Annotated in this window: 22 protein-coding genes; 14 read left to right on the top strand and 8 right to left on the bottom strand. The window is 62.2% G+C overall.

Features of this window, described 5'->3' with window-relative positions:
- Nucleotides 1–77: 77 nt before the first annotated feature.
- The 6 genes from B7P44_RS36825 to B7P44_RS29625 all read right to left on the bottom strand — a co-directional run bounded on the left by B7P44_RS36825 (nt 78) and on the right by B7P44_RS29625 (nt 7805).
- Nucleotides 78–344 carry a PAAR domain-containing protein gene (locus tag B7P44_RS36825; protein ID WP_157721115.1) on the bottom strand — a complete coding sequence of 89 codons (267 nt, stop codon included), beginning with the start codon at nt 342–344 and terminating at the stop codon, nt 78–80.
- 24 nt (nt 345–368) lie between these two features.
- The gene (locus tag B7P44_RS29605) at nt 369–1619 is read right to left on the bottom strand and encodes a hypothetical protein (protein ID WP_133117946.1); all 1251 of its coding nucleotides are present in this window, start codon (nt 1617–1619) and stop codon (nt 369–371) included.
- A 172-nt stretch (nt 1620–1791) separates the two neighbouring features.
- Nucleotides 1792–5355 (bottom strand): type VI secretion system Vgr family protein, encoded by a 3564-nt coding sequence (locus tag B7P44_RS29610; RefSeq protein WP_088511549.1) that lies wholly within the window; start codon nt 5353–5355, stop codon nt 1792–1794.
- Nucleotides 5356–5580: 225 nt separating this feature from the next.
- Nucleotides 5581–6165: a dual specificity protein phosphatase family protein gene (locus tag B7P44_RS29615; RefSeq protein ID WP_084909411.1), complete on the bottom strand. Its 585-nt coding sequence runs from the start codon at nt 6163–6165 to the stop codon at nt 5581–5583.
- 6 nt (nt 6166–6171) lie between these two features.
- Nucleotides 6172–6666 (bottom strand): hypothetical protein, encoded by a 495-nt coding sequence (locus tag B7P44_RS29620; RefSeq protein ID WP_084909412.1) that lies wholly within the window; start codon nt 6664–6666, stop codon nt 6172–6174.
- On the bottom strand, nt 6663–7805 hold the full coding sequence (locus B7P44_RS29625) for an MGDG synthase family glycosyltransferase (protein ID WP_084909413.1): 1143 nt from the start codon (nt 7803–7805) through the stop codon (nt 6663–6665). The genes B7P44_RS29620 and B7P44_RS29625 overlap by 4 nt, the downstream gene beginning before the upstream one ends.
- A 509-nt stretch (nt 7806–8314) precedes the next feature.
- On the opposite strand from B7P44_RS29625, the gene B7P44_RS29630 reads away from it, so the two are divergent.
- The 3 genes from B7P44_RS29630 to B7P44_RS29640 all read left to right on the top strand — a co-directional run bounded on the left by B7P44_RS29630 (nt 8315) and on the right by B7P44_RS29640 (nt 11606).
- Entirely contained in the window at nt 8315–9274 is a 960-nt protein-coding gene (locus B7P44_RS29630; RefSeq protein ID WP_084909414.1) for an ABC transporter ATP-binding protein, read from the top strand.
- Nucleotides 9271–10032, top strand: coding sequence for an ABC transporter permease (locus B7P44_RS29635; RefSeq protein WP_059609714.1), 762 nt, complete (start codon nt 9271–9273; stop codon nt 10030–10032). Before B7P44_RS29630 ends, B7P44_RS29635 begins: the two co-directional genes overlap by 4 nt.
- A gap of 143 nt (nt 10033–10175) precedes the next feature.
- Nucleotides 10176–11606 carry an MFS transporter gene (locus tag B7P44_RS29640; RefSeq protein ID WP_084909415.1) on the top strand — a complete coding sequence of 477 codons (1431 nt, stop codon included), beginning with the start codon at nt 10176–10178 and terminating at the stop codon, nt 11604–11606.
- A 13-nt stretch (nt 11607–11619) separates the two neighbouring features.
- On the opposite strand, the gene B7P44_RS29645 is transcribed toward B7P44_RS29640, so the two are convergent.
- Nucleotides 11620–13155 (bottom strand): methyl-accepting chemotaxis protein, encoded by a 1536-nt coding sequence (locus B7P44_RS29645; RefSeq protein WP_084909416.1) that lies wholly within the window; start codon nt 13153–13155, stop codon nt 11620–11622.
- Between the two features lie 231 nt (nt 13156–13386).
- On the opposite strand from B7P44_RS29645, the gene B7P44_RS29650 reads away from it, so the two are divergent.
- Nucleotides 13387–13821, top strand: coding sequence for a YciI family protein (locus tag B7P44_RS29650; RefSeq protein WP_084909417.1), 435 nt, complete (start codon nt 13387–13389; stop codon nt 13819–13821).
- 42 nt (nt 13822–13863) lie between these two features.
- On the opposite strand, the gene B7P44_RS29655 is transcribed toward B7P44_RS29650, so the two are convergent.
- Entirely contained in the window at nt 13864–14559 is a 696-nt protein-coding gene (locus B7P44_RS29655) for a hypothetical protein (protein ID WP_084909418.1), read from the bottom strand.
- Between the two features lie 397 nt (nt 14560–14956).
- On the opposite strand from B7P44_RS29655, the gene B7P44_RS29660 reads away from it, so the two are divergent.
- The 10 genes from B7P44_RS29660 (at nt 14957) to B7P44_RS36835 (ending at nt 25524) form a co-directional block, all read left to right on the top strand.
- The gene (locus B7P44_RS29660) at nt 14957–16219 is read left to right on the top strand and encodes an ABC transporter substrate-binding protein (protein WP_084909419.1); all 1263 of its coding nucleotides are present in this window, start codon (nt 14957–14959) and stop codon (nt 16217–16219) included.
- An 81-nt stretch (nt 16220–16300) separates the two neighbouring features.
- Nucleotides 16301–17170, top strand: a complete 870-nt coding sequence (locus tag B7P44_RS29665) for a branched-chain amino acid ABC transporter permease (RefSeq protein WP_084909420.1) — start codon at nt 16301–16303, stop codon at nt 17168–17170.
- The gene (locus tag B7P44_RS29670; RefSeq protein ID WP_084909421.1) at nt 17167–18132 is read left to right on the top strand and encodes a branched-chain amino acid ABC transporter permease; all 966 of its coding nucleotides are present in this window, start codon (nt 17167–17169) and stop codon (nt 18130–18132) included. Before B7P44_RS29665 ends, B7P44_RS29670 begins: the two co-directional genes overlap by 4 nt.
- The gene (locus tag B7P44_RS29675; protein ID WP_084909422.1) at nt 18129–18878 is read left to right on the top strand and encodes an ABC transporter ATP-binding protein; all 750 of its coding nucleotides are present in this window, start codon (nt 18129–18131) and stop codon (nt 18876–18878) included. The genes B7P44_RS29670 and B7P44_RS29675 overlap by 4 nt, the downstream gene beginning before the upstream one ends.
- Complete coding sequence (locus tag B7P44_RS29680; protein WP_084909423.1) at nt 18875–19585, top strand: ABC transporter ATP-binding protein; 711 nt, start codon at nt 18875–18877, stop codon at nt 19583–19585. Before B7P44_RS29675 ends, B7P44_RS29680 begins: the two co-directional genes overlap by 4 nt.
- Nucleotides 19586–20526: 941 nt before the next feature.
- Nucleotides 20527–21741, top strand: coding sequence for a DUF262 domain-containing protein (locus B7P44_RS29685; RefSeq protein WP_084909424.1), 1215 nt, complete (start codon nt 20527–20529; stop codon nt 21739–21741).
- A 43-nt stretch (nt 21742–21784) separates the two neighbouring features.
- Nucleotides 21785–22828 carry an AAA family ATPase gene (locus tag B7P44_RS29690; RefSeq protein ID WP_407924046.1) on the top strand — a complete coding sequence of 348 codons (1044 nt, stop codon included), beginning with the start codon at nt 21785–21787 and terminating at the stop codon, nt 22826–22828.
- Between the two features lie 99 nt (nt 22829–22927).
- A complete protein-coding gene (locus B7P44_RS36020; RefSeq protein WP_157721116.1) occupies nt 22928–24016 on the top strand; it encodes a DUF4276 family protein in 1089 nt (362 codons plus the stop codon).
- Nucleotides 24017–24343: 327 nt separating this feature from the next.
- Complete coding sequence (locus B7P44_RS36830) at nt 24344–24964, top strand: DUF5343 domain-containing protein (protein ID WP_133117947.1); 621 nt, start codon at nt 24344–24346, stop codon at nt 24962–24964.
- Nucleotides 24961–25524, top strand: a complete 564-nt coding sequence (locus tag B7P44_RS36835; protein ID WP_133117948.1) for a Swt1 family HEPN domain-containing protein — start codon at nt 24961–24963, stop codon at nt 25522–25524. The genes B7P44_RS36830 and B7P44_RS36835 overlap by 4 nt, the downstream gene beginning before the upstream one ends.
- The last annotated feature ends 100 nt before the right edge of the window (nt 25525–25624 follow it).

The following is a 25624-nucleotide window of genomic DNA, read 5'->3' on the forward strand; positions in this document are numbered from 1 at the left end:
CCGGCCTGCGCTCTTGGTAACGCGCCGCTTCCTGGCTGAACGCACGCTCGATTGGCTCCGAAATCCGCCGAAGGGATCTATGTCCAGGCAGCCATATCATCCTGCGAAGCCAGCACGTGTGGTCTGGGATCGCATTGGCAGTGGCAGAGGTCCCCATGCAGCGCGGGTTCCCGGTTCAGCATGCGGTCCTCGGGGCGATCCCCGCTCGGTGCGATGAAGCCTGTCGTGTTACACGCCGGACATGAGACCCGCGCGTACAGATAGCTGAAACTGCGGCCCATTGCATTCATGTCGGGATCGCCGTCGAGCACCAGACCACCGCTCGTGGTCCGGTCGAACTGCATGACGTATGCTCGTCGTGTCATGGCTCAGACTCCGATCCATTCCCAGCGCACTTGGTCGCGCGCCCATTCGTTGGCGCGTCTGGATGGTGGAAGCAAATCACCCTGCCTGCACAGGATCACCTCGTTGAGATCATCCTCATAAGTCGGTGGCCAGACATACAGCGGCGATTCGATCCGTGCAAACCAGCGCCCGCTGCGCGGACAGACCTCGCCCGGCTGGCTCCGCGCGGCAGCATCCAGATCGGCTTCCCAGAACCAGCCGGGATGCCGGCCGTAAATCGCCTCGCCCCGCTCGTCCAGCACGCCCGCCATGTCCGGCGCGCGCTCGCCTGCGCGAAACGCCTTCACGAACCGGCTGCGCTGCGTGCTGCCCGACACGGCGCGGTAATAGCCGTCCTCGGCAAATGTCGCGCCCGGATATACCGGATGTGATGACAACTTCTCGCGCTGCATCGCTTCGAATTCCTCCATTTCCCTCGGCGTCGACGGCCAGTCGCGGTCGAGCGTGATCGGCACCCGCCTGCCGGTGTCCGAGTGGAAATCGACCCGGCCCATGCTGGGTGCCACCTCGCGAGCCGTAACGGCCGCGTTCACCACAACGTTGAACTTGTAGGTTCCGCGTTTGAATTTCTCATCCGGCAAGGTCAGAAACCTGAACGTCACGCTGCCCTTCGCAGGTATTACGACCCTGCCGTCAGGAAACTCCGATTGGTTAATCAAGGGCAGGCCCGCGAGACTGGCTCCCCATGTGCTTGTGCCGTCTTCGTTTTTTCCACCGAAATCCAGTTGATATCCCATCACTTTCGACCATTTGTCCGGCGTATCCATCGCGATCGGATATTGCCCGCCGTTGACAAACCGGATCGACACCAGGAATCGGCCCTTTTCCTGCTCGACATTTACAACCTCGGCATCTAGCCGGACCACCGTCCGGCTTTCCGCCAAGTAGTCATTACGCCCACGCACATAAAGGCCTAATATACTTTTAATAAGCATTTCCGGTAACTGGGACGTAATACCATGATGTATCTCGAGCTTTCCATCCCGCAGGCAATCAACTGAGTATCGTCCATCGGTGGGTGAGGGGATTACATTGCTTTTGATCCCCGCGTCTACCGTCTCACAAAGCTGACGGTGGACCTCCCGAGCCAGCTTCCGATCGTCCGGCGAAAGCTTGCCATCGAAAACGCCGACACCATGGAAATCCATATTGTCGATTGTGTCACCCATCGTGACTCGAATGCTTCCAGACAGCCAGACAGAGACGGTATTCATTCCATATCCATGCCCCCCTAACCCCACTATCCCAAACCCCTCCCCACTGCCACCGATATCAAGATTGCCACCAGCCACCGCCACCGAAACACTCGACATGACCCATACCCCACCGAGAATGAACAAGATTTCTGTTAGACGCGAGGCGCAAGCTCGAACCACGAGCGCAAGCTTATTTCCGCTCATAACCGATCCTCCATTGCTTGTGCGTCATTTCGCAAAAATGCCGCCTGATGTACTCGAGGTAATAGGGTTGCACCAGCGCGCCCAGCGGCGCATCGGCAACCGGTGAAACCGGATGATTCGCCCCGTAACCCATGACATTCTTGTCGGAGCGGATCTGCCAGACCTCCTGCCCCTTGAAGCATTCGCCCGCCTCGAAATCTAGCTGGCCGTCCTTCACGTACCGCTTGTGCACATATCCTCCCCATTCCCAATACTCGTCCGGGAAATTGAACAGATGCCCGCATTCGTGGGCGACGATATTCGATTCCGGCAGCGACACGAACTGGCCCAAATCTCTCGCGCCCCCTTTGATGACCTGTATCTCGCCCCACATACCAGCATCGGCCCGCTCGGCTTGCGGGAACAAGAAAATCGTCTTGTGGATCTTCTTGCCGTCACCCACCGCGGCATCTCTCACTCCAATCAGAAACTCGACCCGAAAGCGCACTACCACGCGACACCCGCAGGCCGCTTCCTTCGAGCAGCCGTCTAGGATCAGCATGCTGCCGTGCTCGTTCAGCACGCTTTCAACCCGCTTTTTGCTCTGCTTCACGTCGAATTTCCGACCCGCCCCGTCGCGGTAGCGCATTACATAGAAATTGCCATCTGAGCCGTTGGTCGGAATATCTACCGCCATAGGACGCGCGGAGGCATGCACATCATGATGAAAGGGAACCCGCTGCTTTTGTCCGTCCAGCCCGAGCAGTTCTTTACCGGTCGCGTCTGTCTTGAACAAGTCGACCGGCACAACCTTGATCCGCACCGTCGCCTCCAGCAGTTTGTGCCGGTCGTCGTAGGTCAGTTCGAAGGCCGTGGGAAACTTGTAGCCGGCGTTCAAACCCATCAGCGACTTATCGGCTCGCAGCGCCTCGTAGGTCTCCATCTCCGTCTCGTCCGTGCATTCCCGGCGCGTGTCCGGCATGTGCCAGTTGCAAGGAACCGCCTTGTCGAGTTGGATCGGCACGCTCGGATCCTTCCCGGCCGACGGCGTCGACTCACGCTCGGCACCGTGACCGGCGTTCGGCGCGTCGGGCGAATCGCTCGACGCCCACGTGTCGACGGTCCCGCCTGATGACGAGGTCTGCCCCGTCATCGGCGCTGGAGCGGAAACGCCATCCTGAGCGACCAGCGCGGGCGACGTCTCCCGTGCGAGAGCCGCGTTTTTCCGCCACGCCTCGCAGCCCACCTCGAACGGAAACAATGCCGGTGCAAACGCCGGTGCACCCAAATGCATCTGCGATGCCGGACGCCGGTTGAACCGGGCCACCTCCCAATACAGGTCATACGGCGCGCCCAGCGTGATGCATCCGTTGGCCAGCTTGATGAATGCCCCCTTGCATTCGATGATGAATTCCTTCTGGGCCCGCATCATTACCGACCCGTTCACGCTCGACACCGTGACGTCCTGCTCGGCCGCCAGTGACAGCAAGTCGCTTTGAGCCTGAATCTGCACCGGCCCCTTCGCCGCAAAAATCCGGATCCCCAATTTCTGCGCGAACAGCGACAGCCGCTCCCCTGCCGCCGCCGTGAAGCGCCTGAGCGCGTTCACATGAAACCCGGCCCCGCTCCCGACGCTCACGTCCTTGCCCGCCGACACCATCACCCGGTCCGGCGTCGCCATGCCGATGCCGTTCGGCGCGGACAGCGCGATCACGGATTTCTTCAAACCGGCCAGTTCGTTCTTCAGCCACGTGTTTTCCGCTTTCAGATCCGCAACCTCCGCCTTCGAGGCCTCCGCCGACGCGGCCAGCATCTGCACACGCGCCTGCATCGATTCGAACTGCCGCATCGCCGGCTCCATGTCGGCGTGCACGCCATTCGCCTTTTCCTGCATGTCGGCCGACACCAGCACGCCCTCGCCCGCGCGCACCTGCCCGGGACCATCCGTACGCAACTCGAAGCCCGTGCCTCGCAGCTTCTGGTCCCGATCCACCGTGTAACCCAGGTTCAGCTGCGTCTTGCCGTGTTCAGTCGCAAGCTTGATGTGTTCCTTGCCCTTCCTGTCGTCCAACTCGAGGGTGTTGTTCGAACGCGTGCGAATCGTGTTGCGCGTGCCCCATGGATAGCCCGCAATGACGGGATCCATGTCCTCAGCCGTATGAAGCACTTGACTGATAAACGGAAGATCCGGATTCCCCCACAAGAAGCCCACGGTCACGACCGTGCCCTCTACGAGCCCGAAGTGAAACCCGGTTCGGCCTGCTCCCGCGAACGGCTTTGCAAGCCGCATCGGACAGCTTTGCAGGCCCGGCGTGCGTGCGTCCCGGTCAGGGTGGATATGGACGGTGTAGCGGCCCTGCTCATCCAGATACGGATCCCGCCATCCTCCCGACGAGGCGACCGTACCCGTAATGACACCCTCGATCCTCGGCCACGCTTCTTCCTGCAGTGGCAGCCGATACAGCCGGTCGGACGGAATCGCCGAGAACTCGACGTGGTATGGCTTGTTGCGCGAGGCGCGGCATGTGACCCGCACGGCGAGCAGCCCATGCTTCGCATCGGGCAGCGTGCGGTTCGACAGCTTCAACACCGAGCCGGGTGTGAGGTCCAGCAGGTCGCAAGTGCCGCGATACTCGACCTGCGTCGCCAGCGCCGCCTCGTGGCGAAGCAACGCCTCTTGCTTCGCCTCGTCGTCCGTCAGATACGGCGTGCCCCACACATAGGCCTCGCCATACACGGTGCGGTCTTCGTGGATGTCCTTGGATGCTTCGATCGGCTCCGCCGGTTGCCGCTCGGTGTGATACGTGCGCACGGTGTGACGTTTCGGAACGGTCGTCGCGCGCATTTCCAGCGAACTGACGGACTCCACGCCTGCCGTTTCCATGCCGCTGGGCTCGCGGTACGCAACGGTCAGCGCCGGGTCGTGACGATAATGCGTGAAGTCGTCGCCAAAGCGTACGTGCTCGCGCTTTTCGCCGGCCTCGCAGACGAACCAGATACCGGTGCGGCGGCACAGACGCGTGATGAACGAAAGATCGTCCTCGCCCCATTGCATTACGAACGGGCGCTTGCGGTACTCGCGATACAGCGTGAACTCGAAGCGAGCGAAGATCTGGTTGAAGTCGTGTTCCTTCAGGATCTGCCGGATGATCTCAGGCTCGCTCATGTCGAGAAAGAACCGGCACCGCCGGGTGCCGCGCAGCAGCGCCAAGCGCGATTCCAGCACGACCTCGTAGGTGGACTGGTCGCGGTTGCTGTTCAACAGCGCAAAGCCAGTCACCACGCCATGCACGCGCCGCGCATCCTCCGGCTTGCTCCAGCGGTCACGCGGTGGCGGCTGGATCACGAATGCGGCGCGCTTGTTCAGATACTCGGCGCGCGACAAATCGTGCTGCGGATGGGTGAACTGGATCGTGTATTTTGTTGGCTCGCCGATACCGCGCATGCCGTCGAAAGCGAAGATATCGGCCAGCGCCGCACTTTTTGCCTGCGGCATGTCAAGGCTGTAAAACGCGTGAACGTTGACGCCCGCCCGCGCGGACGTATCGACAAAAGCGGTGCTCGGGCCCAAGAATCTCCTCCTGGTCAAACGTTTGTCAGATATCCCGGCACGACCTTAATCTCCAAGTAGAACGAAGGAAATAGAACTTGTTCGAAAATTCAAACGAAATAAAAAATACGTGTCCAATCGCAAATCGACGATCACGATCACCGACAGCGTTCGCGGGTGCACGCCGGCCCGTCGCCGCCTGAAACGCCGCCGACAGCCCCTGTCAGCGGCGTTTGCATTTCCGCCTTATCCGTTGTTGACCTGCTGCCGCAACCGCTCGACGTCAACGTGCTGCAGGTAATACGTGATGTTCTGCCAGATCGCGTGGAACCCGTAGCCGCCATGCTGCAGCTCGTCGAGTGCCTGTTCCCTCGTCCAGCCCTGGTACACCATCCGATACAGCGCCGACACGAGGCCGGTGCGATCCGCGCCGTGCTGGCAATGGATCAGCACCGGACCATCCTTGTCCACGTTGCGCAGCGCCTTGAGCGCCGTGACCATGTCTTCGTCGCGGATGTACCAGGTGTTGATCGGAATGCGCTGCATCGTGATCTGCGTGCCGGCCAGGATGCGGTCGTCCGAGTGAAACGCTCGGAAGCTGATGACCTTGCGAATGCCGAGCTTCTGCAATTGCGGCACATCCTCTTTGGACAACTGCGCGCTGCGGTACAGCGACGGCGTGATGCGATGCAGGTTGTTCACGCGCGCATCGGCAACGCTTTGCGCCCATTGAAGCGGTCGCGCAGAGCCATCGGAAGACGGCTCCGCGCTGACCGGCTGCACGAGCCCCGCGAGCGTGACGGCGATCACGGCAATGACGGTAATTTTCATGTCGGTTCAGGTGGGGGTGCGCTCGCGCGCACGGGACAGGAAGAACAGGACGATCGCAGCGGCGCTCATCGTCCAGTAGTCGGTCGGTGCAACGCCCAGCCAGTGGATATGCCACGGCACGTTGGCCGGGTTGAACCGGGCGAGGCCATAGGCCGGGTTCAGGACGAACCACAGAAAATCCTCGGCCAGCCAGAACACCATGATGCAGGCAATGAGCCGGGCTTCGATGCGCCACGACCACTGTCCGTTGAAGATCGGCGGCAGATGGAAGAACAGCGCCACGAACGGGAACACCCACGCGTGGTATCCCGTCATCGGCCGCCCGCCCCAGAACAGATCGAGCAGCCAGTGCTTCTCGATGCGCCAGGTCGGCAGGTTGGCGGCCCAACCCGCGCTGCCCTCGATCTGAATCTCGACGTTCGCGAAAAAGAACGCCAGCAGCACGACCCAGGCAACGAGAACCAGCGTGCGGCGCGTCGGGAGAATGCAGGACACGCTCATGCGGCAGGCTCCAGGCCCAGTACACGGTCGAGCACGTAGCGTCCGGCCTGCGGCCGCCCGAGCGGAGCGAGACGCCGGCGCATGTCGGCAAGACGCTCGGGCGCCTGCAGCAACGCGCGGATGCGATAGACGAGCGCATCGTCGTCGATGGCCTTCAGCGCCACGCCCTGCTCCAGCAGGAAATCCGCATTGCGCTCTTCCTGGCCCGGAATCGGCGAGTTGACGATCATCGGCAACTGCATCGCCAGGCATTCGGAGGTCGTCAGGCCACCCGGCTTGGTGATGACGAGGTCCGCGCATGCCATCAGGCGCTCGACCTGTTGCGTAAATCCCTGCGGAAAGAGCCGGCCGGGATGTTGCGCGGCGAGCGCCTGCAACGACGCGAGCATCGCCTGGTTCTTGCCTGCCAGCGCGATCAGCTGGAAGTCGGCGTCCATCTCCAGCAGACGCGTCGCCAGCACGTCGAGCCCGCCGAGGCCGGCGCCGCCGGACATCATCAGGAAGGTCGGGCGCGCCGGGTCCAGGCCGAACTCGGCCGCGCAGGCCGTGCGATCGAGCGGCTGGCCGAAGGCCGGCATGATCGGGATGCCGCTGACGTGCACGGTGTCGGGCGCCATCCCGCGGGCGCGCATGCGCCACGCGATCTCGTCGTTCGCGGCGAAGTAGCCGCTCATGTTCGGCACGACCCACATGCTGTGCAGGTCGAAGTCGGTCACCTGCACCCACACCGGCGCGTCGACGCGCGCCTTGCGAATCTCGCGCGACAGCAGCTCGGCCGGCAGGAAGTGCGTGCAGATGATGGCGTCCGGGCGCTGCCGTTCGATCTCCGCGAGCAACGGCCGGCAGTTGAGCCGCTCGATCGCGCGCCGGATCTTCTGCGACGGCGCGCTGGGGTCCGCTTCGTCGGTCTTCTGGTACAGGTAGCCCCAAAGCGCCGGCTGGCTGCTGACGAGCTTGATGTAGAGGTCGGTGTAGAGCTTGCGGAAGCCGGCGGAAACGAAATCCATCACGTCCAGGTGCGTGGCTTCGATGCCTGCGGGGTGATGGTCCGCGAAGGCGCGGATCGCTTCGGCCGCTCGGGTGTGGCCCGCTCCGGCGCTGACGCTCAGCAGGAGGATTTTCTTGTTGTGTGTCGACATCTGATTGATCGTTTTGATTGATGTGATCGGGATGCGGGTTCGGTTACGTCAAATGTGAACAGGATCGTCCTTGGCATCTTCGGCCGGATCATGCTTCGCCAGTTCTTCATCAAGCCGTTCCGTTGTCGCCGCTATCGTTGCCAGTTTGGCACAACACCTTCCCGGCGTAGAAGCCAATCGCCAGGAATCGACCCACGGCGCCCGGTTCCACCCGGTTCGTTACGTACTGGAAACGTTCAGCGCGCCTTGAAATCCGGTACTTCGCAATGAATCGGCGCCGACCGTCGCCTCAATCAGCGTTTGTTCGTCCAAACCGACTAATCGGCAACTTTCCCGCATGGCTGTTGCGCACTCCGGCAAACTCCGGTCGCCGTTGCTAAGATAGCGGTCCCATCGCTTAGACGAACGCCGATCGAACGCCCGATGCCGCCTGCCCGCGCCACGCTTCGCCCTTCGCGCCCGCGCGCCGCCGCGCCGGCGCCCGCCCTCTCTCAAACCGGACTTCGCCCGTGAGCACGCCCCCGATCCTGTCCGTCTCGAACCTGTCCAAGACCTATGCGTCAGGGTTCCAGGCCCTGAAGCACGTCAATCTCGACATCCGTCCCGGCGAAATCTTCGCGCTGCTCGGGCCGAACGGCGCCGGCAAGACGACGCTGATCGGCTCGATCTGCGGGATCGTCACGCCGACCGACGGCCGCGTGACGGTCGGCGGCCACGACATCCGCGACGCGTACCGCGCGGCGCGCGAGATGATCGGCCTCGTGCCGCAGGAGCTGACGACCGACGCGTTCGAGACCGTGTGGGCGACCGTATCGTTCAGCCGCGGCCTGTTCGGCAAGGCGCCGAACCCCGCGCACATCGAGAAGACGCTGAAGGCGCTGTCGCTGTGGGACAAGCGCGACAACAAGCTGATGACGCTGTCGGGCGGCATGAAGCGCCGCGTGATGATCGCGAAGGCGCTGTCGCACGAGCCGCGCATCCTGTTCCTCGACGAACCGACCGCGGGCGTCGACGTCGAGCTGCGCCGCGACATGTGGAAGCTCGTCGACTCGCTGCGCGAAAGCGGCGTGACGATCGTGCTGACCACGCACTACATCGAGGAAGCCGAGGAAATGGCCGACCGGATCGGCATCATCCAGGGCGGCGAGCTCGTGCTCGTCGAAGACAAGCACGAGCTGATGCGCAAGCTCGGCAAGAAGCAGCTCACCGTACAGCTCGAACAGCCGCTCGCCGCGCTGCCACCCACGCTCGCGTCGTTCGGGCTGGAACTCGCGGACGCCGGCGGCGCGCTCGTCTACACCTACGACTCGCAGCGCGACGACGCGAGCATCGCGACGCTGATCAACGCCCTGGGCGCGGCCGGCATCGGCTTCCGCGACCTGCACACGACACAGAGCTCGCTCGAGGACATCTTCGTCAGTCTGATCGACAACCGCCGCAACGGCGCACGAGAGGCATCCCTGACATGAATTTCCAAGCAATCCGCGCGATCTACCGCGCAGAAATGGCCCGCACGCGGCGCACGCTGATGCAGAGCATCATCGCGCCGGTGATCTCGACGTCGCTCTACTTCGTCGTGTTCGGCTCCGCGATCGGCTCGCGCATCAGCGACGTGAACGGCATCGGCTACGGGTCGTTCATCGTGCCGGGCCTCGTGATGCTGTCGCTGCTGTCGCAGAGCATCTCGAACGCGTCGTTCGGCATCTACTTCCCGCGCTTCACGGGGACGATCTACGAGATCCTGTCCGCGCCGGTGTCGTACTGGGAGATCGTGATCGCCTACGTCGGCGCGGCCGCGTCGAAGTCGATGCTGCTCGGCCTCATCATCCTCGCGACCGCCGGCCTGTTCGTGCCGCTGCACATCCTGCATCCGTTCTGGATGGTGCTGTTTCTCGTGCTGACGTCGATCACGTTCAGCCTGTTCGGCTTCGTGATCGGCATCTGGGCCGACAGCTTCGAGAAGCTGCAGCTCGTGCCGCTGCTGATCATCACGCCGCTGACGTTCCTCGGCGGCAGCTTCTACTCGGTCGACATGCTGCCGCCCGCGTGGCGCATCGTCACGCTGTTCAACCCGATCGTCTATCTGATCAGCGGCTTCCGCTGGTCGTTCTATGGCCTCGCGGACGTGCACGTCGGGATCAGCCTCGGCGCCACCACGCTGTTCCTCGCCGTGCTGCTCGCGATCGTCGCGTGGATCTTCCGCACCGGGTATCGGTTGAAGAACTGACGGCGGGCGCGCCGCGCCGATGACGCATTTGAACAAACCGGCGGCGCTTTTCCTCCTATGCGGCCTTTTGTGGTCGCGTCTACTGAATGCTCGGGGCCTTGAAGCATGTCGCTTCGAGGCCCTTTTTCATTTCAGAGGACGCCATGCCCGCCGCCACCGCCCCCTTCGCGCGCGCCAGCGCCGCCGCCCGGCTCGAACGCCTGCCGTTTTCCGGGTATCACAAGCTGATCTTCTTCATCATCGCGATCGCGTTCTTCTTCGACTCGGTCGACCTCGGCACGATGACCTTCGTGCTCGGCTCGATCAAGAAGGAATTCGGGCTGTCGACCGCGATGGCCGGCCTCGTCGCGAGCGCGAGCTTCTTCGGGATGGTGCTCGGCGCGGCGGTCGCGGGGCTGCTCGCCGACCGTTTCGGCCGCCGCCCGGTATTCCAGTGGAGCATGGTGCTGTGGGGCGCGGCGTCGTACCTGTGCTCGACCGCGCAGAGCGTCGATGCGCTGATCGTCTACCGCGTGCTGCTCGGCATCGGCATGGGGATGGAGTTTCCGGTCGCGCAGACGCTCTTGTCCGAATTCGTGCCGGCCGCGAAGCGCGGCCGCCTGATCGCGCTGATGGACGGTTTCTGGCCGCTCGGCTTCATCACCGCCGGCATCGTGTCGTACTTCGTGCTGCCGCAATTCGGCTGGCGCACGGTGTTCGCGCTGCTCGCGATTCCCGCCGTGTTCGTGCTGATCGTGCGCCGCGTCGTGCCCGAATCGCCGCGCTGGCTCGAACACGCGGGCCGGCTCGGCGACGCCGACGCGGTGATGCGCGACATCGAGGCGAAGGTGATGCGCTCGGCCGGCGTCGCGACGCTGCCGCCGCCGGCGCGGCTCGCGCAAGCGCCGGCGCAGCGCGGCCGCGGCGCGCTGCGCGAGATCTGGAGCGGCGCGTACCGCCGCCGCACGACGATGGTATGGCTGCTGTGGTTCTTCGCGCTGCTCGGCTTCTACGGGCTCACGTCGTGGCTCGGCGCGCTGCTGCAGCAGGCCGGCTTCGAGGTCACGAAATCGGTGTTCTATACGGTTCTGATCTCGCTCGGCGGCGTGCCGGGCTTCCTGTGCGCGGCGTGGCTCGTCGAGCGCTGGGGGCGCAAGCCGACCTGCATCGCGTCGCTGCTCGGCGGCGGCGCGATGGCGTATGCGTACGGGCAAAGCGCGCTGTACGGCGGCAGCACCGCGCTGCTGATCGGCACGGGCCTCGCGATGCAGTTCTTCCTGTTCGGGATGTGGGCGGCGCTGTATACGTACACGCCGGAGCTGTACGGCACCGGCGCGCGCGCGACGGGGTCGGGCTTCGCGTCGGCGATCGGGCGCGTCGGCTCGCTGATCGGGCCGTACGTGGTCGGCGTCGTGCTGCCGGTGTTCGGGCAGGGCGGCGTGTTCACGCTCGGCGCGCTGTCGTTCGCGGCGGCGGCGCTGGCCGTATGGACGCTCGGGATCGAAACGAAGGGGATGGCGCTGGAAACGCTTGCGGCGGGCGACGACGCGCGCGACGGCGGCCGGTACGCGGCCGCAGTGGACAAGGTGTCGTGACCTGACCGGGACGTCACCCGACGCTGAACACCGACACCGCCGCCCGCAGGCGCGTCGTCTGCTCGTCGAGCGACGACGCCGCGGCGGCGGCCTGCTCCACGAGCGCCGCATTCTGCTGCGTCACCTCGTCCATCTGCGTGACCGCCCGGCTCACCTGCTCGATGCCGGTGCTCTGCTCGTCGGACGCCGCCGTGATCTCGCCCATGATGCCGGCGACCTGACGAATCGACTGGACGATGGCCGTCATCCGTTCACCCGCGACGCCGACCAGCCGGCTGCCGTGGCCGACCTGCTCGACCGACGCCTGGATCAGCGCCTTGATGTCCTTCGCGGCGGCCGCGCTGCGCTGCGCAAGCGACCGGACTTCGGACGCGACGACCGCGAACCCGCGCCCGCCTTCGCCCGCGCGCGCCGCCTCGACCGCCGCGTTCAACGCGAGGATGTTGGTCTGGAACGCGATGCTTTCGATCACCGACGTGATGTCGGCGATCTGCTCCGACTGCTGCGCGATCTGCTGCATCGTCGACACTACTTCCTCCACCGCCGCGCCGCCGCGCTCGGTCGCATCGTTGGCCGTCGCGACGAGCCCGTTGGCTTGCCGCGCGTTGTCGGCGTTCTGCTTCACCGTCGCGGTAATTTGCTCCATGCTCGCGGCGGTCTCCTGCAACGAGGCGGCCTGCTCCTCGGTGCGCTGCGACAGGTCGAGATTGCCCTGCGCGATTTCGCCGGCCCCGATCGCGATCGAGTGCGTCGCGGACTGGATTTCGGCAATCATCCCGACAAGCCCCGCCTTCATCTCGGCGAGCGCCGCGAGCAGGCTGCCCGGCGCCGCCTTCGCGACGTCGAGCGGCACGTTCAGGTTGCCGGTCGCGATCGCGCGCGCGATCTGCGTCGCGTGCGCGGGTTCGCCGCCGAGCGTGCGCTTGATGCTGCGCAGGATCGCCCACGCGATCGCGCCGAGGCTTGCCGCGACGCCGAGCGCGATCGCGCCGAGCACAAGGGCGAGCTTCGAGAACGCGGCGTCGATGTCGTCGTAGAAGAAGCCGGTGCCGATCCACCAGTCCCAGTCCGGGATCGCCACGACGCCTTGCAGTTTCGGCTCGGGTTCCGCGTCCGGGCTGCGCTTCACGAGCACGTCGACGAGCGCGAAATGCGATTGCGCCATTCCGGCGCGGTACGCCTCGCTATCGGTCAGCCCGCCGGTCGTCCGGTTGCCCTTGGCCTTCGTGCCGACGAACTTCGCGTTCGGGTGCACCAGATTGACGCCGTCGGCCGTCGTGACCCAGTAATAGCTGCGGGCGTTCGCGTTGAGCCGCGACAGCGCCTCCTTCGCCTGCTGCTGCGCCTGCTCGCGCGTCAGCGCGCCGCTCGTCTGCAGTTCGCGGTACGCGTTGACCAGATGCTCGGCCTTCGTCAGGAGAATGACGATTTCCTCGCGCCGGCCGTCGATCAGCGCGCCGCGCAACGTGTGCAGCGCCGTCGCGGCCAGCAGCACGACGCCCAGCAGCGCCGCGCCGACGAGCAACAGCAGTTTCGTGGAAAGCTTCATGCGAATGCCCCGATTTGTTAACTAACCGGTACATATAACGACGCCCGGCCGCGAGACTTAAGCGTCATCGCCCCCTCGTAAACCCGCACTCCGGAGCGCGGCGGATCGCCGGATGATCTGCCGCGTGTCGATTTTCGATATCCTGATTCGTCGTAGTGTCGGAGGCGCACGTCGACGTGCAATGACTGTCGGCGGGAGCGCGATCTTTCCCCCACTCAAGGAGAATGGAACATGCGTGTCATGGTGATCGTGAAGGCGACGAAAGAATCCGAGGCCGGCGAGATGCCGGACACCGAACTGCTGGCCGCGATGGGCCGGTACAACGAGGAACTGGTGAAGGCGGGCGTGATGCTTGCGGGCGAAGGGTTGCACCCGAGCTCGCGCGGCAAGCGCGTGCGCTTTTCCGGAACGGGCCGCAGCGTGATCGACGGGCCGTTCGCCGAGACCAAGGAGGTCATCGCCGGTTTCTGGATGTGGCAGGTGAAGTCGATGGACGAAGCCGTCGAATGGGTGAAGCGCTGTCCGAATCCGATGAAGAGCGACTCGGAGATCGAGATCCGGCCGGTGTTCGAAGCCGAGGACTTCGGCGCGGAACTCACGCCGGAACTGCAGGAGCAGGAGGCGCGGCTGCGGGCCGAGATCGAGGCCGCGCAGAAGAAGCACTGACGGCGGCGGTGTTCCGCGGTCGCGCGCCCGCCGCGGCCGCGCTCAACCCCGGATCGCCTTCCCGCCGCTTGCGGCCTGCAGCCCGCGCGGCAGCGGCGACCGCGGCAACAGCTCGAACGTCACGTTGACCGTGCCGCCCTGGCTGGAGATTCGCATCGCGCCGGCACCCCGCGTTCTCGTCAGGCAGTCGAGGTCGGTCGACGACGCGCCGGACACGCCGAGCTGGCAGGACCACGCGAGGGTCGCTTCGCTCCTGCCCGAGTCGCTGAATGCGATCAGCCCGCCCCATCCACTCGGTCCGTCGCTGACGCCGGGGACGAATTCGGCGTGGCGAACGCCCAGCGGCTGCCATCCGCAGCGGCCCGACGCATATCGATCAACGAAGAATCGGACCTCGAAGCGGTCCTGGCCGGCCGGCAAACGGACATTGTCCGTGACGACCTGCGGGAGGTCCGGCGCGCCGAACAGGCGGCCGAACCATGTCTGGGACTGGCAGCCCGGGTGGGTGGACGCGAAGTCGATGCCGAGCCACAGCTCGACTTTCGGGTCCTTGCGGCCCTGGATGACGAGGACATGGTGCGGGTCGTCCGTTTCGGTCGGGCGGTCCGATAGCTGGTTGTGGGCGGCCTCGACGTGGGCTTCGAAATGCAGGCGGCTATCGTCGGCCGATGCCCGGCCGGGGATGGCGGCGAGCCAGCCGATCGCTAGAACGAGCACGAGATGAGCGCGCGGTGACATGGCTCCCCCACACACAATTGACGGTGCGTTCCCCGGGCGGCGTTGCGCGTTGTTCCGGGGCGGTCGGGGCGGGTAATGCGTCCGCGCGCGGGTCGGTCCGGTCCGTGATGCCGATCAGGCATTGTGGGCAGTGGGAGGTGGCGGCGTAAAGCTGGGACGAACCCCCTGAGGGGGGCCCGCCGCTTGACGTGCTTGCGCGATGCCGCTGCCGCAAGATCCCGATGGCGGGGTATTGCGTATTGTGAATTCGAATCGACGCGTCCAAGATTGAATGGCGCGGGCTATCTCACGCGCCGATCAGGCATTGAGGCGATCGACGGATTCGACAGCTTTGTGTGGGACCGGAGCAAGCGCATATGCGCTCACCCCGGATCGACAAACGGTGAGGGAGAACCCTATGAAAACACCGAGTCGCATTCCTAACTTGAATCGTCGTGCCTTGCTCAAGGCGGCTGCCGCCGCAACGGCCGTGCAACTGGCGCCTCCGTTCATCATCAAGTCGCGCGGCGAAGCGCCGCTGCGAATCGGCATGGTCGACCCTTTGACCGGCGTTTATGCTGCAGACGCACAGAACGAAGTGATCGGTGCAAGGCTTGCCGCCCAGCAGATCAATGCGCGGGGCGGCATCCTCGGGCGGCCTGTCGAGCTGATGGTGGAGGATTCGGCGAACGACGTCGGGACCGGCGTGCAGAAGGCGCGCAAGCTGATCGAACGCGATCAGGTCACGTTCCTCATCGGCGACGTGAATTCAGGCATCGCCCAGGCCATTGCCCAGGTCAGCAACGAGAAGAAGGTGTTGCACATCGTCTCCGGCGGCCATACCGACACGATCACGGGCAGCGACTGCAAATGGAACGTCTTTCGCGTGTGCAACACGACGAGCATGGAGGCCAACGCCGTCGCCGACCTGCTGTTTACCAAGTACGGCAAGAAGTGGCATTTCATCACACCGGATTACGCGTTCGGCCATACCCTGCAGAAGGCCGCGGCGACCGACCTGCAGAAGCTGGGCGGCACGATCACCGGCAACGAGCTCACGCCGCTCGGCACGACGGATTTCTCCGCCTATCTGATCAAGGCGCGCGCGGCGAAGCCGGACGTTCTGCTGGTGTTGCCGCAAGGCTCCGATATGGTCAACTGTCTGAAACAGATCGCACAGTTCGGCATCAGCAAGGATATTCACGTCGCCGGCCTGCAGCAGGAGCTGGAATCGCTCGAGTCGATGCCGCCCGAAGCGCGCGTCGGTATCTGGATGCTGGAGTGGTACTGGAAACAGCCGGGCGTGCCGGGCGTCGAGAAGTTCGTGGCCGACATCCGCAAGGTGAACGGCGGGAAGGTGCCCACCGCCCGTCACTGGTTCGGGTACACGTCGGTCCGCACGCTGGCCGCCATCGCCAACAAGGAACAAACCCTCGACGCCAGAAAGCTTGCCGAAGCGCTCGGCGGATTCGAACTGGCGGACGACATCAAGCTGCAACCCAACAAGGTCTACTACCGCAAGGGCGACCATCAACTGATGACGTCGGCGTTCGTCGGCGAAGCGCTGTCCAGGCCGGCCGGCGATCCCGAAGACCTGTTCCGCGTCGAACACGTGGTCGCCGGCGACAAGACCGCGCCGCCCGAGAGCGAGACCGGCTGCAAGCTGCAGTGGCCGGCCTGATTCCCGCAGCCCTGTCCGGACGGCGCAGGCGCATCGGGCGACGCGCGTACGTGGCATGCACGATAACAAGAACGGTGTGCGATGACCCAGCTTCTCCTGTTCAACGTCACCAACGGGCTGATCATTGGCGCGTTCTATGTGCTGATGGCGCTCGGGTTATCGCTCATCCTCAACTTGAGCAATGTGATCAACTTCGCCCATGGCGGCTTCCTTGTCGCCGGCGGCTACGTTGCGTACACCATCACGCCGTACGTCGGCTTCTGGGGCGCGCTGCTGATCGCGCCGCCGTGCATCGCCCTGATCGGCCTCGCGCTCGAGCGGTTGCTCATCCGGCGAGTCTACGGGCGCGATCCGCTGTACAGCCTGCTGCTGACGTTCGGCCTCGCCTTCATCTTCGAGGACGGCACCCGCTTCATATGGGGCGCCCAAGGCAAACCCGTGACCGTGCCGGCCGTGCTCGCGCAGCCTTTGAGCGATACGTTCTTCTTCGTCACGGGCTACCGCCTGTTCATGGTCGGCACGGTCGCGGTGGCGGTGGCGCTGCTGTTCATTCTGCTGCGCTACAGCAGGCTTGGCATCCGTATCCGTGCGGGCACCCTCGACCTTGAAACCGTCGCGGCGCTCGGCATCAATGTGGGCAGGTTGCGCTCGCTCAATTTCGCGGTCGGGGCGTTTCTCGCCGGCCTGAGCGGCGTGCTCGCAGCCGGTCAGCTTGGGCTCGAGCCGACCATGGGAACCGGGTTGCTGATGCCGAGCTTCATCGCCATCATCGTCGGCGGGGTCGGCAGCCTCACCGGCACGCTGCTCGGCGGCTTGCTGATCGGGGTCGCGTCGGGCGTCACGGCGGTGTTCCTGCCCGCCGCGAGCGAGGCGATCATCTACGTGATGATGGCCGTGGTGCTGCTGCTGCGCCCGCGTGGCCTGCTTGGCGAAGAGGGCATGCTGGAATGAGCGAACGGCCACGATCCCGCCGGCGCCGGCTGCTGGCGCTCGCAGCAATCTGGGCGGCGTTGCTGCTCGCCCCCTACTGGATGCCGCCGCTCGGCGGCTATACCGCGCTCGGCACACGCGTGCTGGTGCTTGGCCTCGCCGCGATGTCGGTGAACTTCCTGCTTGGCTTCACCGGCGTGCTTTCGTTCGGTCACGCGGCCTATTTCGGGCTCGGCGCCTACGGTGCGGGCTTCGCGTTGAAATTCGCGGCGCCGAGCACGCCGCTCGCGCTGCTGTGCGGCACGTTGCTCGGCGGCATCGCCGGCGCGCTGCTGGGTGCGCTCTGCGCGCGGCGGCGGGGCGTGTACTTCGCGATGGTCACCATCGCCTTCGGGCAAGTCTTCTACTACATCGCCTTTCAATGGAGCTCGGTGACAGGCGGCGACGACGGACTGCGCGGTTTTTCACGCATGCCCCTCCATCTTGGCGTTGCGACGATCGACATCCTCTCGAACGCCGACGCGTTCTACTACTTCGCGCTGTTTTGCCTGGCGCTGGCGGTCGGATCGATGGGATTCATCCTGCGCTCGCCGTTCGGACGCACGATGATCGCGATCCGGGAGAACGAGCAGCGCGCCCGCTTTCTGGGCATTCCCGTCGATCGCCACATCTGGATCGCATTCACGCTGTCGTGCTTCTTCATGGGCTTCGCCGGCGCGCTTTACGCGCTCCTGAACAACTTCGCCGATCCGCGCGGGCTGCATTTCAGCCAGTCCGGCGATTTCGTGATGATGGCCGTGATGGGCGGCATGCGCAGCTTCTGGGGGCCGCTCCTCGGTGCCGCGGTGTTCGTCGTGCTGCAGGATTATCTGTCGAGCGTCACCGTCAACTGGATGTCCTTCATCGGCATGCTGTTCGTCGCGATCGTGCTGTTTTTCCCGCGCGGCCTGCTCGGCTTCATCCGACGCAAGAGCGAGTCATGAGCGTTCTCGAAGTCAGGCGCGTCAGCAAGCGCTTCGGCAGCCTCGCGGCGGTGCGCGACGTATCGCTCGCCGTCGAGAAAGGCGAGTTGCGCGCAATCATCGGACCGAACGGCGCCGGCAAGACCACCTTCTTCAATCTGATCAGCGGCTTTTTCCCGCCGACCACGGGAACCATCGTATTCGACGGACGCGACATCACGGCGCTTCCGGCGCATCGGCGCGTGGCGGCAGGTATCGCGCGCACCTTCCAGATCACCGAGATCTTTCCCGAACTCACGGTGTTCGAGAGCGTGCGCATCAGCACGGAGGTGACGGCCGGTCTTCGCCTGCGCCCATGGATCAGCCGCGCGGAGCGGATGCGGGTGCGCGAGCGCGTCGAACAGACGCTCGACATCACCGGCCTGGGCGCCAAGGGCGATCGGCTGGTCGGCGAGCTTTCGCATGGCGATCAGCGCGTTGCCGAAATCGCCATGGCGCTGGCCCTTCATCCGCGCCTGCTGCTGCTCGACGAGCCGACCGCCGGCATGGGCGACCAGGAGACCCACGAGATCACGCAACTCATCCGCCGCTTGTACCGTGGCAGTGACGTGACGATCGTGTTGATCGAGCACGACATGCGCGTCGTGTTCGATCTTGCCGACCGGATCACGGTGCTCGACCGCGGCAGCCTGCTTGCCGAGGGCGCGCCGCGGCAGATCGCGTCGAACGAGACCGTGCAGGCCGCTTACCTGGGGGACTCGACATGAACGCGGCACTCGTCGCCGACGGCCTGCATACCTATTACGGGGAGAGTCATATCCTGCGTGACGTGAGCCTCGCCGTCGAGGAAGGCAAGATCACGGCCTTGCTCGGCCGCAATGGTGCCGGCAAGACCACGACCCTGCGCACGCTGATGGGCCTGACGCCTGCGCGTCGGGGACGCGTGACGATCTTCGGCGCGGATACCTCGCGCTGGCCGACCTTCCGGATCGCCGCAAGCGGCGTCGGCTACGTGCCGGAGGGGCGGAGAATATTTGCCAATCTCAGTGTCGAGGAAAACCTGAAGGTGCCGCTCGTGCGCCGCGGGCCGTGGACGATTGCGCGCATCTACGCGTTGTTTCCGCGCCTCGCCGAGCGCAAGGAGAGCCGCGGGCGCCAGCTCTCCGGGGGCGAACAGGAAATGCTGTCGATTGCCCGCGCGCTGCTGCTCAATCCCCGGTTGCTGATTCTCGACGAGCCGTCGCAAGGCCTGGCTCCGCTGATCGTGCGCGAGGTGTTTCGCGTCGTATCGCAGATGCGCGACGAGGGGATTTCGGTGCTGCTGGTGGAGCAGAACGCGCGCATGGGTCTCAGGATCAGCGACTACGCTTATGTGCTGGACGATGGTGGCATCGTTTATTCGGGCAGCTCGCGGGAGCTCGCCGCCGATGAGAATCGGGTGCGGGCGCTGACGGGGGTTAGTACGCGGGAGTAGATGCGTCGAAACATGGGTGGGGCGATGCGCCGGGTCGATCTGCGGGGCGGTTGCTATTGCTCTGTGGTTTCGGCTGGCGCAGATCGACCCGAAGCCGACCGTCGAGTAGTCAAAGGCGCAACGGCAGGTAACAGAGTCGAGCAGTCGCTCGGTATGGCGACTCAACGAGAATAAGTCGCCTCTTGGATCTCAGGTACCTGGATGGGTTGACACGGAAGGATTGAGATTGCCGTCATCGTGACGCTCGCCTCCATACAAGAAATCAATTTTTCCGGGTGCAAGCTGTCTGCATGCGATCCGGTAAATCGATTTGTCCGTTACCGAGATTCTGATCGACGACAGCTTATGTCGGATCGAGGCTACGTCCTGCAAGGATTGCCCCATCCAGCAGGCGACGCGGCTAAAGCCATCACACAGGATTCCCAGCGAGTTCCTCCCGCCTGGGTCGATGCTTTAGGGCCGCCATTTCTGGACTGCAACCATGTCGGGACGGGATTCGAAACGGCCCAGACGTTCCCTGCGGTCACAGTCCAAATCGATGTGGTGGGCGTGCGGCGGTCAATACGCCACCGGCAGCGTTCGGGGTGGCATGATCGTCGATTACACGTGCCCCCCCCAGACGAAGCTCCCGTCGTCACACACGGCAGCATCGGCCCGCCGCACCTAGCACGGTGTGCGCGCCGCAGGCAGGAGTCAAGCCAAGCCGTCGTACGAAGGCGCGACGGCCTTGGGTCACCTTTATGCCGAAATGCTACACTGCGGTCTGAAAAAATTACGGCGCCAACTGGAGCGTTGGCGCGTCAACCGCGTGGCGGGGCCGACCACGGCCCACCCGGAAGGATCATTCGCCTTATATCGATCGGATTAAGGGGCTCACGCAGCGTATTACGCGAGAGTGTGCGGACTATGGTTTCACGCGTCAGAACGTCTGGGCATCGGGAATGACACTTAAGAAGTTTCCTCGCAACAAGCCGAACAAGGGCGACCGTGTGCTGGAAGAACTGACGTCTACGGGGGACGCTACGGGAATTGAGGCCTCGACGGAGGAAGCCAGGGAGTATCAACAGCTACCCTTTGATCCGGCGAGCCTTGATATAGACACCCGCGCCATGACCGTGCACCACATAGTGCAACTCACGCGTTTGTCTGAGCTCATCCTAATGCCTGAGTATCAACGGCGATATGGGCTTTGGGACGATCATCTGCAAAGCCGGCTTATCGAATCGCTGTTGTTGCGCCTGCCCATCCCGAGCCTCTACCTTTCGGAAGACGACGACGGCAGGTATTCCGTCGTGGACGGCGTGCAACGACTCAGCGCAATCATGCGTTTCGTCGATCCCGAGGCCCTGGAGCGTCACGTTGACACGAGGTCATCTCACCCCCTTCGTCTGGTCGGTCTCGAATATATGTCCGGATTTGAGGGATGTACCTTCCGGGATCTACCGTTTGCGCTCCAGCGACGTATACTCGACACCCCGCTCGTCATGCACGTAATCCGACGGGGCACTCCTGAGATCGTCAAGTTCAATGTCTTTGAACGAATCAATACGGGGGGGCTGCCTCTCTCCGGACAAGAGTTGCGTTCCGCACTCATCGGGGGACGGGCAAGAGACATTCTCCGCGCTCTGGCAGATAGCCCCGAGTTTCTGGAGGCGACGGCTGGTTCTGTCTCTCAGGAGCGCCTCGCCGATCAAGAGCTCATTCTTCGTTATTTCGCTTTTGATCAGATTTGGCCTTGGGAATACTTCGACCATTCAGTCGGGAAGTCGTTCTTGAATGATGCGATGCACGCCATGAACAACTGGAGCCATGGGTTTGCGGACAAAAAAATCGGAGACTTCAAGACTGCAATGGCCAATGCAGCTCGTCTTTTTGGGGAGCACGCCTTTCGCAAAGTTTCGCTTGATACGTACCGCCCTTTTCCGATTAATCGAGCTTTGTTTGAGGCAGAAGCGGTATTGTGCGGCCGTATTTCAATGGTCAACCGGTCGACTCTCGCCGAGCGGCGAACGACCGTGACGCGGCGCCTTGCCAAAGAGCTCGAAAGCAATGTCGATTTTTGGCGTGCCGTGTCTCAAGCTACCGGCAGCGCAAGAGCCGTATTCACACGTTTTGAAGTAATGCAGCGAATCTTTGAAAGGGCCGATCTTGCTTAATCATCTTCTGCTTCGTAATTTCAAGCTATTCGAACGGCTTTCCTTGCCTCTCGCGGAGCTTACTGTTCTATCGGGAAATAACAGTTCCGGAAAGAGCTCTGTGCTGCAAGCCGTCGCTTTGCTTGAACAAGCCTATTTGCGCGACGACCGGATCACTGCCATAGAGCTTAACGGCGAACTGGTCGAGCTCGGATCCGGCAACGAGATATATTTCTCTGAGGGTTTGACGTCTACTATCGACGTACGGCTGGAGGATGAATCAACCTCAACCGACTGGAAAATGCACTTCGAGTCTGAGGGAGACGTTCTGAATCTCGCTGACGGCCCGATCGAACGGCCGTTGCTTCTTCCCAAGTCATTCCAATATTTACGAGCGGATCGCATATCGCCTCAGCAAGTTTTCCCCCGCTCTTCACATATGGTGATGGATCGCCGGTTCCTCGGACCGCGTGGCGAATATACTGCCGACTTTATCCTTCGACACAAGGACGAGCGGGTCGAGAAGCGGCGACAAAGAATCGTCTCTGACGGCGATGCGCTGAAACTTGATGAGGCTATAAACCAGTGGCTCGAACCGATCAGCGCTGGGGTTGGAGTCAAGGTATCGCCGGTCTCAGGCCTCGATTACGTCAAGCTTGGCTTCAGCTATCGACGCGCGGGTGACGTGGCGGAGAATGCGCGCCGCTCAACGCACGTGGGATTCGGCCTTACCTGCGTTCTTCCCGTCATCACTGCGTGCCTGAGTGCGAGGAAAGGCGACTTGCTGCTCATAGAGAATCCGGAAGCGCATCTGCATCCGGAAGGACAGGCCGTTCTCGGGGACTTGTTATCGAAAACTGCCGCAGATGGCGTTCAGGTGCTCGTTGAAACGCACAGTGACCATGTCTTAAATGCGATTCGGCTCGCGGTGAAGTGCAAAACGCTCACACCGATACAAGTAGCATTCCATTTTTTTGGGCGACATGCTTCGGGAAAGGTCGCTCATGACCAGCCAGAAATTGATGCCGGGGGAAGACTTGATCAGTGGCCATCCGGGTTTTTCGATCAGTGGGAAAAAGCCCTGCGCGCTCTTTTGCGCGATGCATGAGAGGGTACAAAAAAAGTGCCAGGTATCTTCTTCAATGAGCAGTCGCGGTTTTCAGCCAGGCCATCTACGCAACAGGCACTTGCCGCCGTGGAACGATTTGTGTCAGTACTGCACGCTCTTAACGAACTCTCTTCGTCTTTCTGGTTGTGTCTTGACACCGACAACATTTCAAGCTTCGCACTGGATAACACGGAGCAGCCTCTCACTCTGGGTGAAGTACTGGCGGGCGACCGTTATCGCGATCACTGGGCGTTTCTGCTCGAGCTTCTGAGACGCGCGCCGTACAAGCCGCACTCGGCATGGCTCACAGAAGGAATAACACATGGAGTTGACTATCTGCACAATGGCACAAACGTCTTTGGCCTCGGCGCGGCCTCATGTCATCAGGGCGTCGCAGTCAACCTTGAAAGTAGTGCAGTAGCTGGCACTGTAGTTGAACTCGTCCGTAGAGCGCTTAGCCCCGATGGAGAACATGTCCTAGAAACAGTGGTGCAAACCCAGCAGATAACTTCAAGTACAGATGTTGCTGCCATCCGCGACTGGTTTGTTGAGCACTACCCCCCTGTGAAAACACAAGCGCTTGAGACAACAACGCTTTATGTTGAAGGAGGTGGCGATGACAGTGATCTCCGCTCCCAGTGCCGAGACGCCTTCAAGACGTTGCTTAAGAGCAGCAAGGTGCCTTCGCATAGGTTCACCGTCAAAGCTTGCGGCGGTCGCTCGACTACGTATCGCGCGTACACAAAAGCAGTCGAGCGTGGCGACGCCCCGTGCGTGCTGCTCGTCGATAGCGAGTCCAGTGTCACCACAGAGCACCCGTGGGAACATCTGCGCTTACGTGCAGGAGATGAATGGGCTAAGCCGGAACCCGCCAGCGCTGATGATTGTCATTTGATGACGCAATGCATGGAGATGTGGTTGGTTGCGGACCCATCTGCGCTTTCTGCGTTTTTTGGTGCAGGCTTTCAAGTATCCAGGCTACCCAAAGCAAACCTGGAGACCGTCGCGAAGGAGTTGTTGTATGACGCCTTGGCGAACGCGAGCAAAGATTGCAAAACGAAAGATCCATATGGGAAGGGCGCGCACTCGTTCAAGATACTGAAAACATTAGATCCTGAGCGCATCGCCGCTGCGTCTCCTTGGGCCAAGCGGTTTTTCGATCGAATGGCCGTCCTTACCAGGGAGTGAACCCGAGCGGCAAGCGTGTCGAAGCACCGCGACGCAGTCCGAACTATCAGCGAACGAAGGTCCGCTTTCTGCGAGCAGCCGACGTTAGAACCTCCCTGTGGAAGCAGAAGTCGACGTCCGTAGTTGGCTGCGCGACGTATTCCGGAAATCGGCGATCAACCATAAATAACCCCTTCCGTCATCATCTGCCTGACCAGGTAGCAGCCAGCCCCAACGGGGGAACCCGTTGGTCGACGAGGTTGCATTTTTCTCTGATAGATTAGAGGGTGCCGCCCATTAGGACGCGCAGCGGTACATCACAAAAAATTCCATATTGTCGGGGACACGATGGCAGCCGAACTTCCTTATCTCGCAAGCTACAAGAACGTTGCGGAGCTTTTTCAACGAATTTCGTCAGCGAAGAAGCCAGAAAATTTCACGACTCGATACTTAGCCGAAACAATTGGTCTAAAAAACTCCACCGATCGCCAACTTATAGCTTTACTTAAGACGCTAGGGTTTCTGGACAGTGCCGGACGCCCAACACCGAACTACGACCAACTAAAAAATTCAAATCGCGCACCGAAAGCCATCGCCGATGCAGTTCGACGAGCATATGAACCACTATATGCTGCAAATGAGAATGCACATAATTTATCGAGCTCCGAACTTAAGGGACTTATTTCTCAAGTTGCTGGCTCAGATACCGGCATGACGATGAAAATTCAGGGGACTTATGCCTCACTTATTAAGATTTCAGATTTTAGCGGCGAGGAATCCGTCAAAAACGAACCAGATACAACTGCCACAAGGGAAGTTGATGGCTCATCGACAAACGTCGAACGCGCACTGGGCGCCCGACTCAAGCCGGAGTTTCATTACAATATTCAAATTCATTTGCCAGCCAACGCTGCCGAAGAGACGTATCTAAATATCTTCAATGCCCTTCGCCGATCATTTGAATCATGAACGATCAACGGCTTGCACTCTTTCTTATGTTAGGTCAAACCGCATCTCGCGAGATGCGAAATTTGCCTGGTCTTGTTCCCCCAGAACCTCTGCGAATCTCTGCGTCGCACGATTTGGCAGCCACCATGCCAGAGACTGTCCGTGAAGCAATGGAAGCTGCCGAGGCATACAAGCTATTTTTTGCATTCGAGAATTATCTTAGAGAGTTTGCTGTTGAAGTTCTTTCGAATGATGCTGCTGACGATTGGTGGCAGAAATTGCCACAAGATGTTCGCGATGAAATTGTCAAGCTAGAAGAAAACGAGGAGTCGAAGAGTTGGATGGCTCTTGGTTCCCGGGATAAATCTGCCCTTATGACGTATCCTCAGATTATCCGAGTGATTGACCATTGCTGGAAAAGTCATTTTGAAGATATGTTGCGCGACAAGACTCTCATTCAGGAAGCCCGGATGATTGGCCATCTTCGAAATGCGATTTGCCACATGTCTGCTATACCAGATGAAGAGATCGCTCGGGTACGTCAAGTCATGCGGGATTGGTTCCGCCGCATTGCACCATAGGCGATCGTGAGCAAACTACACTGGCGCGGAGATTTTTAACTACAGACCATTGTTTGTCCAACTCACTCGGACTGGCGTCAATTTGCACGAAGATCCGAGA

It is taken from the genome of Burkholderia ubonensis subsp. mesacidophila, assembly GCF_002097715.1.
Taxonomy (GTDB): domain Bacteria; phylum Pseudomonadota; class Gammaproteobacteria; order Burkholderiales; family Burkholderiaceae; genus Burkholderia; species Burkholderia mesacidophila.